9 protein-coding genes are annotated in these 7733 nt (G+C 64.3%); 3 read left to right on the forward strand and 6 right to left on the reverse strand.

The window, feature by feature from the left end; genetic code table 11:
• Positions 1-195: 195 nt before the first annotated feature.
• A complete protein-coding gene (locus tag V6M39_RS11050; RefSeq protein ID WP_332643872.1) occupies positions 196-465 on the reverse strand; it encodes a glutaredoxin family protein in 270 nt (89 codons plus the stop codon).
• On the reverse strand, positions 462-2057 hold the full coding sequence (locus tag V6M39_RS11055; protein WP_332643873.1) for a class I adenylate-forming enzyme family protein: 1596 nt from the start codon (positions 2055-2057) through the stop codon (positions 462-464). Before V6M39_RS11055 ends, V6M39_RS11050 begins: the two co-directional genes overlap by 4 nt.
• A gap of 52 nt (positions 2058-2109) precedes the next feature.
• Here V6M39_RS11055 and V6M39_RS11060 point away from each other — a divergent pair, with 52 nt between their 5' ends.
• From V6M39_RS11060 to V6M39_RS11070, 3 genes are all read left to right on the forward strand, one after another.
• Positions 2110-2982 (forward strand): HAD family hydrolase, encoded by an 873-nt coding sequence (locus V6M39_RS11060; protein ID WP_332643874.1) that lies wholly within the window; start codon positions 2110-2112, stop codon positions 2980-2982.
• A gap of 52 nt (positions 2983-3034) precedes the next feature.
• A complete protein-coding gene (locus tag V6M39_RS11065) occupies positions 3035-3742 on the forward strand; it encodes a sigma-70 family RNA polymerase sigma factor (protein ID WP_332643875.1) in 708 nt (235 codons plus the stop codon).
• 85 nt (positions 3743-3827) lie between these two features.
• A complete protein-coding gene (locus V6M39_RS11070; RefSeq protein WP_332643876.1) occupies positions 3828-4871 on the forward strand; it encodes a DUF5667 domain-containing protein in 1044 nt (347 codons plus the stop codon).
• A gap of 3 nt (positions 4872-4874) precedes the next feature.
• Here the strand turns inward: V6M39_RS11070 and V6M39_RS11075 are convergent, their stop codons facing one another.
• The 4 genes from V6M39_RS11075 to V6M39_RS11090 form a co-directional block, all read right to left on the reverse strand.
• Positions 4875-6131, reverse strand: coding sequence for a lysophospholipid acyltransferase family protein (locus tag V6M39_RS11075; protein ID WP_332643877.1), 1257 nt, complete (start codon positions 6129-6131; stop codon positions 4875-4877).
• Positions 6132-6210: 79 nt separating this feature from the next.
• Positions 6211-7185 (reverse strand): NAD-dependent epimerase/dehydratase family protein, encoded by a 975-nt coding sequence (locus V6M39_RS11080; RefSeq protein WP_332643878.1) that lies wholly within the window; start codon positions 7183-7185, stop codon positions 6211-6213.
• 3 nt (positions 7186-7188) lie between these two features.
• Positions 7189-7290: a 30S ribosomal protein bS22 gene (locus V6M39_RS11085; protein WP_019143756.1), complete on the reverse strand. Its 102-nt coding sequence runs from the start codon at positions 7288-7290 to the stop codon at positions 7189-7191.
• Positions 7291-7474: 184 nt separating this feature from the next.
• A partial coding sequence (locus tag V6M39_RS11090; protein WP_442880776.1) for a helix-turn-helix domain-containing protein occupies positions 7475-7733 on the reverse strand: 259 nt, incomplete at its 5' end.

Here is a 7733-nt window from a genome sequence, read left to right on the forward strand (position 1 = left end):
GGGATGCCACGCTCTGGTGAACCGGCCGAAGGCCTGTTGCGAAGTATCGTCACGGTGCTCCTGCGCTGCGCGGCCGGGGATTATCCCGAATGGGACTGGCTCGCTGCGCCGACCCAGTTTAAGAGTTTGTGAACGTGTTCTCAAAATCGAGCAATCAAAATGAGACGTGATAGACACATCCAGCGGCTCTTGGCGTCAGCCTGGCGCCTTCTTCAGAGCTGCGCGGAGGCGGCGTTCGTCCACGCGCCAGAAGTCGTGCTGCTTGCCGTCGACGAAGGTCACCGGCACCTGCTCGGTGAATCGCGCGACCAGATCGGGCTCACCATCGATCTCGACTCGCACCCAGCTGTCACCCGTGTCCGCGCAGATCTCGGCGACCAGCTGCTCGGCCACTTCGCACAGGTGGCAGTCGAGGCGGGAGTAGACGACGACGCGGGCGTCATCGGCGCGTGCGGGCGAGGTCACTGTTTTTGAGTACCGAGTGTTTCGAGGCCGAGAGACTCGCTGCGGGCGAGAGCGCGCAGGCGGCCCTTGGCAACCTTGCCGGTGGCTGACTGAGGCAGTCCCTTGACCACGACGATCCGGCGCGGCTGCTTGAAGCGGGCCAGCCGCGTACGGCAGTGCGCCTCGACCGACTCCCGCAGCAATGACTCATCACTCGCACCGGCCTCGGCGACGACGAAGGCAACGACTGCTTCACCGGTCTCTTCGTCGGGCAGTCCGACTACTGCCACCTGGGCTATTCCATTGACTTCGGAGATGACGTCTTCGACCTCGAACGGGTAGACGTTGAATCCGGAAACGATGACGAGCTCCCGCAGACGATCAACCAGAGTGAGATCGCCAGCCTCGTCGAGGTAGCCGATGTCTCCCGTCGGGTACCAACCATCCTCGCGCGGACCGTCGACGCCATCTGGCCAGTAGCCGTTGAACAAGTTGTCACCACTGACCCAGATCTCCGCAGGATCGCCTGGCGAAGCATCTTCGCCGTTTGCCTCGACGACGCGCACGTCGATGCCCGGCAGTGGACGACCGACCGAGCCACCGCGCGGACCGCCGTCCTCAGCGCGGCGCGCCCCCATCGTGACCGCGATGACCGGAGCAGTCTCAGTGAGGCCGTAGCCCTGCTCGATGTGCTTGCCCGAGGAGGAGAAGAAGGAGTCGGCGAGCTCGGGATCGAGCGTCGATGCGCCCGAGAGGATCAGGTTGACGCCCGCCAGCTTGTCGCGAAGGTCATCACGACCGGCCCACGCGGCGACGACGGGCGGGGCGAGCGGAAGATTTGTCACGCCCTCAGCCTTGATCTGGTCGAGCAACCCGCCCGGGTCGAACCCGTCGACCAGGACGACCGCAGCGCCCTGCTTGACGGCCTGACCGAGAACACAGTTGAGCCCGTAGATGTGGAACATCGGCAGCAGACCAAGGCATACGTCGTCAGACGTCACTGCCGGCGGATCGAGAGCAGCAACCTGCTCGATGTTGGCAATCAGCGCACGGTGGCTCAGCATTGCGCCACGCGGCTTGCCACTCGTACCGGAGGTGTAGAGAACGACCGCGAGTGCTTCAGGGTCCGGCGGCGCTGCGGGATCGGTGCCGGTGGCGTCTGCCAAGAAGTTCGAGAACGATGTCTCCTCGCCCTGCGCGTCCGTGCCGTCGACGATGACCGAAATCTCTTGGGTGACCGCCTCGCGTACTTGCTCCACGCCAGCTTCGTCGCAGAGCACGACCTTGCTGAGCGAGTCGGCGAGCATACGACCGATCTCGCCTGTGGTGGAGCGTGGATTGATCGGGACGGCCACCATGCCGCCGCGCAGGATCCCGTAGTAGGCGATTGGCAGGTCGATTCGGTTGGCCATCACCAATGCGACGCGCTGACCGGCCCGCAGCCCACGCCCGGAAAGTCCTCGCGCCACCGCATCGGCGGCCTCGTCGAACTGCTTCCAGGTGAGTTGTCGCCGATCCGTACCGCCCGCTAGCGAGGTGCCTTCGACCAGCGCAACGCCGTCAGGGTCGCGCACCGCGGCCTCACGCAGGTATTCGCTGACATTGACAGTCACACATCGAGTCAACCACAGCCCCAACAGACCCATACCCATTACTGTCGGTTGCATGCCCAAGGACCACGATCAGCCGCGCAACCTGAAGTCGCGCTCGCTGCTTGCCGGGCAGGCAGGCGCGTCCGATTCGGAGATGGAAGACGCACTGAGCACGGCCCCCGATACGACGGCTGCGGCGTTCTTCGACGTGGACAACACGATCATGCAGGGCGCTTCGATCTTCCACCTCGCCAAGGGACTGCATCGGCGCAAGTTCTTCACGACCAAAGACATCGCCAAAGCCGCATGGCAGCAGTTCTATTTCCGGTTCGCCGGCGTCGAGGACCCTGAGCACATTGCCAACGCCCGCGCATCCGCGTTGGCCTTCATCAAGGGTCACACTGTCGAAGAGCTCGAAGAGGTCGGTGAAGAGATCTTCGACGAAAACATGGCTCACAGAATCTGGCCCGGTACGCGCGCCCTGGCTCAGTGGCACCTCGACCGCGGCCAGAACGTGTGGCTGGTGACCGCCGCACCCGTCGAGATCGCCAACACCATCGCGCGCCGCCTCGGCCTGACCGGCGCCCTCGGAACCGTCGCCGAACACATTGACGGCGTCTACACCGGTGAGCTCGTCGGCGAGATGCTTCATGGTGAGGGCAAAGCTGTGGCTGTGCGCGAGATCGTCGAACGCGACGGGTTGGTGCTCGACGATTGCTACGCGTACTCCGACTCCAGCAACGACCTGCCGATGCTGTCGATGGTCGGACACCCGTGCGCAGTCAACCCCGACAAGACTCTGAGGGCACACGCCAAGGCCAACGGCTGGCGCATTCGCGACTACCGAACGGGCCGCAAGGTGGCGGTCGCAGGTGCCAAGACCGCACTCGCCGCCGGGGCGGCCGGTGGGACCCTCAAATTGCTGCGCCGCCAGAAAAAACAGTAATCCTGACATGGCCCCCAATACGGGTTAGACTCCCTCTGATCAGGGAGGGCCTGTGAGTTTCTCAACGACTGCGCTGCGCGATGCGTTGTCGTATGCCCTCATGGGTCTCGACAACAGGCAGCTCGCGATCGCTCTGACGGTCGCTGACTCCCCTGCCTACGCGCCCTCCACGGGCTCCGGACCTGGTCCCGACGATGAAGGTTTCGATCCCGAGGCGTCGCGTCTGCGCGCACTCGTCGACCTCGCCAAAGAGGGCGACGCCGAGGCCTACGGCCAGCTCTACGACCACTACGTTTCGGGAGTTTTCCGTTTCATCTACTACCGCGTCAGCTCTCAGCAGCTCGCCGAGGACCTGACCAGCGAGACCTTCGTACGCGGTCTTCGGGCCATCCAGCGCTTCAATTGGCAGGGCAAGGACTTCGGTGCCTGGCTGACGACAATCGCCCGCAACCTGGTGGCCGACCACTTCAAGTCGAGTCGCGCCCGCCTTGAGATCGTTTCGGAGACCATCCCCGAGGGCAAGACGGTCGTTGCGAGCCCCGAACAAGAAGTCCTCTCGCTGATCTCCAACGAGATGCTGTTCGAGGCGGTCAACTCGCTGCCCAACGAACAGCGCGACTGCGTCCTGATGCGCTTCATCCAGGGCCTTTCGATCGCTCAGACTGCTGCCGCACTCGGCCGCAGCGAAGGCGCCGTGAAGCAACTTCAGCTGCGCGCCGTACGCAGTCTCGCCAAGACAGTTTCGGAGGATGTCCGATGAGCCAATTCACGGTGAACTTCCGTAACTTCAGGGCCTCCGAGGTCGTTGATATGAGTGTTGAACTAATCATCGGGAGGAACCCTTCATGATCGGCCGTCGAGCCAACGACGCCCAGGCCTTTGACCAGGCCTGGAGCGGACGTGCGCCCCGTGACGAGCAGATCGCTCAGTTGGTCCAGTTCGCCGAGACCCTGTGCGAGGCTGCCGTTGCCGAGCCGACCCCGGAGTTCCGGCTTTCCCTTCGTTCGGCCCTGATGACGGAGGCCCAGACGGCCCTCATCCCGGTCAGGTCGAAGGCTCGCACCATGCCGACCGTCACCACTCAACGCCCCGTACGCCGTCGCATCGCCGGCCTCACTGCCGCTGCGCTCGCCTCCGCAGGCGTCGTCGGTCTTGTCTCCACCAGCGCCTCCGCCGTTCCCGGCGACATGCTCTACCCCGTCAAGCGCAGCGTCGAGTCCGTACAGCTCGCCCTGCACCAGGACGACGGCTCACGCGGTGCTTTCCTGCTCTCGCAGGCCTCCGAGCGCCTCGCCGAGGCTCGTCAGCTGAGCGACAACCCGTCGGCACGAACCGACTCGTTGATTGCATCGACTCTCGACGACTTCAGCAGCCAGGCCGAGACCGGCTCCAATTCGCTGTTCGACGAGTTCGACAGCAACGGCAAGACCAAGTCGATTCAAAAGGTCAACGACTTCGCCGCGGCTGCCGCTGCAGAGCTCGCCACCATGTCGACGCTCGTACCTGAGAGCGCTGAAGACTCCTTCACCTCGGCGGCCAAGACGATCAGCCAGCTCGCCATCGAGGCTTCGTCGCTGTGCTCGACCTGCTCATCGGCTGACGCCCAGTCACTGGTCAATGCCGTCACGGCACTGACTCAAGCGTCTTCGGCGGACGACCTGCGGGAAGCCTCATCGACCAAGAAGTCGGACACCTCAGAGTCCACCAAGACGCCGACCACGTCGGGCTCGACTGGCTCGACTCCGACTCCTGCACCGGCACCCCTGCCCACGGTCACCGTTCCGCCCATCAGCCTCGCGCCGATCACGGACCCGCTGATCGACGGACTACTCGGTGAAGAGGGACTCGTACCCGGTCTCCTCAACGGGTTGCTCGGCGGCGGCAACTAACCGTTAGAAGAAGGCGTTGCCTCGGTCTACGAGCAGGTTGTAGAGCGTCTGCTGGATCGTCTCGCGCACCTGGTCGGTGACGTTGAACAGCAGCATCGGGTCGTCGGCCGCTTCCGGCTCGTACGCGTCTGTACGGATGGGCTCACCGAACTCGATGATCCACTTGCTGGGCAGCGGGATCAGACCCAGCGGGCCGAGCAATGGGAAGAACGGCGTAATCGGGAGGTACGGCAGCCCGAGCAGACGCGCGAGCGACGGCACGTTGCCGACCAGCGGGTAGATTTCCTCAGCGCCAACGATCGAGACCGGGACGATCGGCACCTGCGCACGCATGGCCGACGAGACGAAGCCGCCGCGGCCGAAGCGCTGCAGCTTGTAGCGATCGGCGTACGGCTTCCCGATGCCCTTGAAGCCTTCGGGCCACACTCCGGCGAGCTCGCCGGTGGTCAGCAGCCGTTCGGCGTCCTCCGAGCACGCGAGGGTCGCGCCGACTTTGCGAGCCACTTGGCCGACGAACGGCAGCGAGAAGACGAGGTCTGCGCCCAGCGGTCGCAGGTTGCGTCCGGAGTACTTCTTGACGGCGTAGCCGGTGATCAGTCCATCGAGCGGAACCGTTCCCGAATGGTTGGCGACCAGGAGTGCGCCACCCTCTTCCGGGATGTTCTCGATGCCGCGGACCTCGAGCCTGAACCACTTCTCGGCGAGCGGCTCGATCGCGGCTGCGAAGACCTCAGTGATCTGCGGGTCGAAGCCGAACTCGTCGATTTCGTAGTCACCGTCGAGCCGGGTGCGGATCGTGGCCAGCAGGGTCGCGATGCGCGACTCCCAGTCAGAGCCGAGTACACGTTGTGCGGCCTGGATGATCGCGACGAAGATCTCGTCGAGCGGGATGCCCGCAGACAGCGGTGCAGCGCCGGCTGTGCGCGTCCTGCGCGCTGCCTCTTCCGCGGCGTCCGCTGCTGCCTTGGCGGCGTCTTCGTCCGTCACGGCGCGGAGGCGAGGCTTCTCGCTCGCCGGCGCCTTCTTGGCGGGTGCCTTCTTTGCTGGAGTGGGGTCCTCCACCGCAGAGGTTTTGCGCGGGGGATTCTTGGCCGGCGCCTTCTTGGCAGCGGGCTCTGCAGGCTTTGCCTTCTGGACGGGCTTCTTTGCAGCCGGCTTGTTCCCGGCCAGAGCGCGTGCTGCACTCGAAGGCGACTTTGCGCTGCTGCCTCGTCCGGCCTCGCCTGTCGTGCCGATGCCTTTGAGCTTGTCCTCGCTCATGCCGCAACCTCCGTAGAGGAGCAAAGATACGGACGCCGCGGCATGATTGCTGGCTGATGATGAGCTCGCTGGCGCTCGATCATGAGCGGCCCCCAATCGAGGAGAGAATGCCGGGTCGGGAAGTGCTGCGGTATTCCTCGAACGCCTGCTCCGACGTCCATTTGAGGTCGTAGCCAAAGATGTCACGCAACGCGGAGGTGTCGACGACGCGTCCATACATGAGCAGGCGGTGCAGGTCGGGCGACAGATCAGAACCCATCGCCTTGAGTACCCGGCGTGCGCCAGCGGCGAAGCCGAAGGACGGCAACGGTATGACGGGCTTGCCGAGTCGACGAGCGGCCTGGCTGAGCATCACGACGCCATCGCCGGCAACGTTGAACGTACCGGGTCGGTCGTGCAGCACCGACTCGGTGAGCACATTCATCGCGTCGTCGACATGAAGGAACTGCAGACGCGGGTCATAGCCGAGCGCCGTCGGCAGCACCGGGTTGTCGAAGTAGTTGCGGATCGGGGTCTCGATGTCCGGGTGCAGCAGCTGGGCGCCGCGCAGGGTCGTGATGATGACCTCAGGGCGACGACGGGCGAACCCACGCACGTAGGACTCGACCTCGACGATGTCCTTGGGGAAGCCCGTACGTACGCCGTCACGGGCGAGCAGCGACTCGGTGAACATCGCGGGATCGCGCGGCGACGTGCCATAAACCGCGGTCGACGATCCGAGCACGAGCTTCTTGACACCGGCGGCGCGTTGGCAGGCAGCCAGAAGTTGCATCGTGCCGATGACGTTCAGTTCTTTGGCTGCACCCGATCGGCGGCCGCTTGGTGGGCCGACGTCGAGGTGCACAACAGTGTCGACCTCTTCGACCGCGATGACTTTGCCGACCACAGGGGTACGGATGTCAGCGCGGACGAACTTCACTCCCTCGAGATGTCCGGCAGGCAGGATCGTGTCGATGCCGACAACTTTGTCGACGCCTTTGAGGCTGGCGACACGCAGGGCGAACTGGGACGCGAAATTGCTCGCGACTCCCGTGACGAGGACGACCCTGCCCATGAGTTACTTGCCCAGACGGCGGCGCTGCACTCGGGTGCGCTTGAGCATCTTGCGGTGCTTCTTCTTCGACATCCGCTTGCGACGCTTCTTGATGACTGAACCCACGGGTCACTACTCAATTCCTGTTGGCCACGCGGTGGTGGCTTTGTGCACAAAGATGGTTAGCCGAGCTTGGCAGCAACCTCTCAGTCGCCCGCCAAAGAAGGCATTTTGGCTGAATCACAGCCTACACGGCACTGGACGTCCCGATTTCGGCCGACCAGTGTGAGAGCGGACTCAATGGAAGGAGTCAGCCAGCCTGGAAGTAGGACTTGGAAAGGAACTCCTCGACTGCCGTCTCTGGGACGCGGAAGGAACGACCGACGCGTACGGCCTCGAGCTCACCGGAGTGAACGAGGCGGTAGACGGTCATCTTGGACACGCGCATCTGCGTGGCGACCTCCGCCACTGTCATGTACGTCTGGCCGGATGCCATCTCTCCACCTACTTCCTGAGGGCACGCGCGCTCTCCGGCTTCCCCACCGGAGAAACAGCGCGCGTGCTTGCGT

Source organism: Aeromicrobium sp., from assembly GCF_036675695.1.
Lineage (GTDB): Bacteria > Actinomycetota > Actinomycetes > Propionibacteriales > Nocardioidaceae > Aeromicrobium.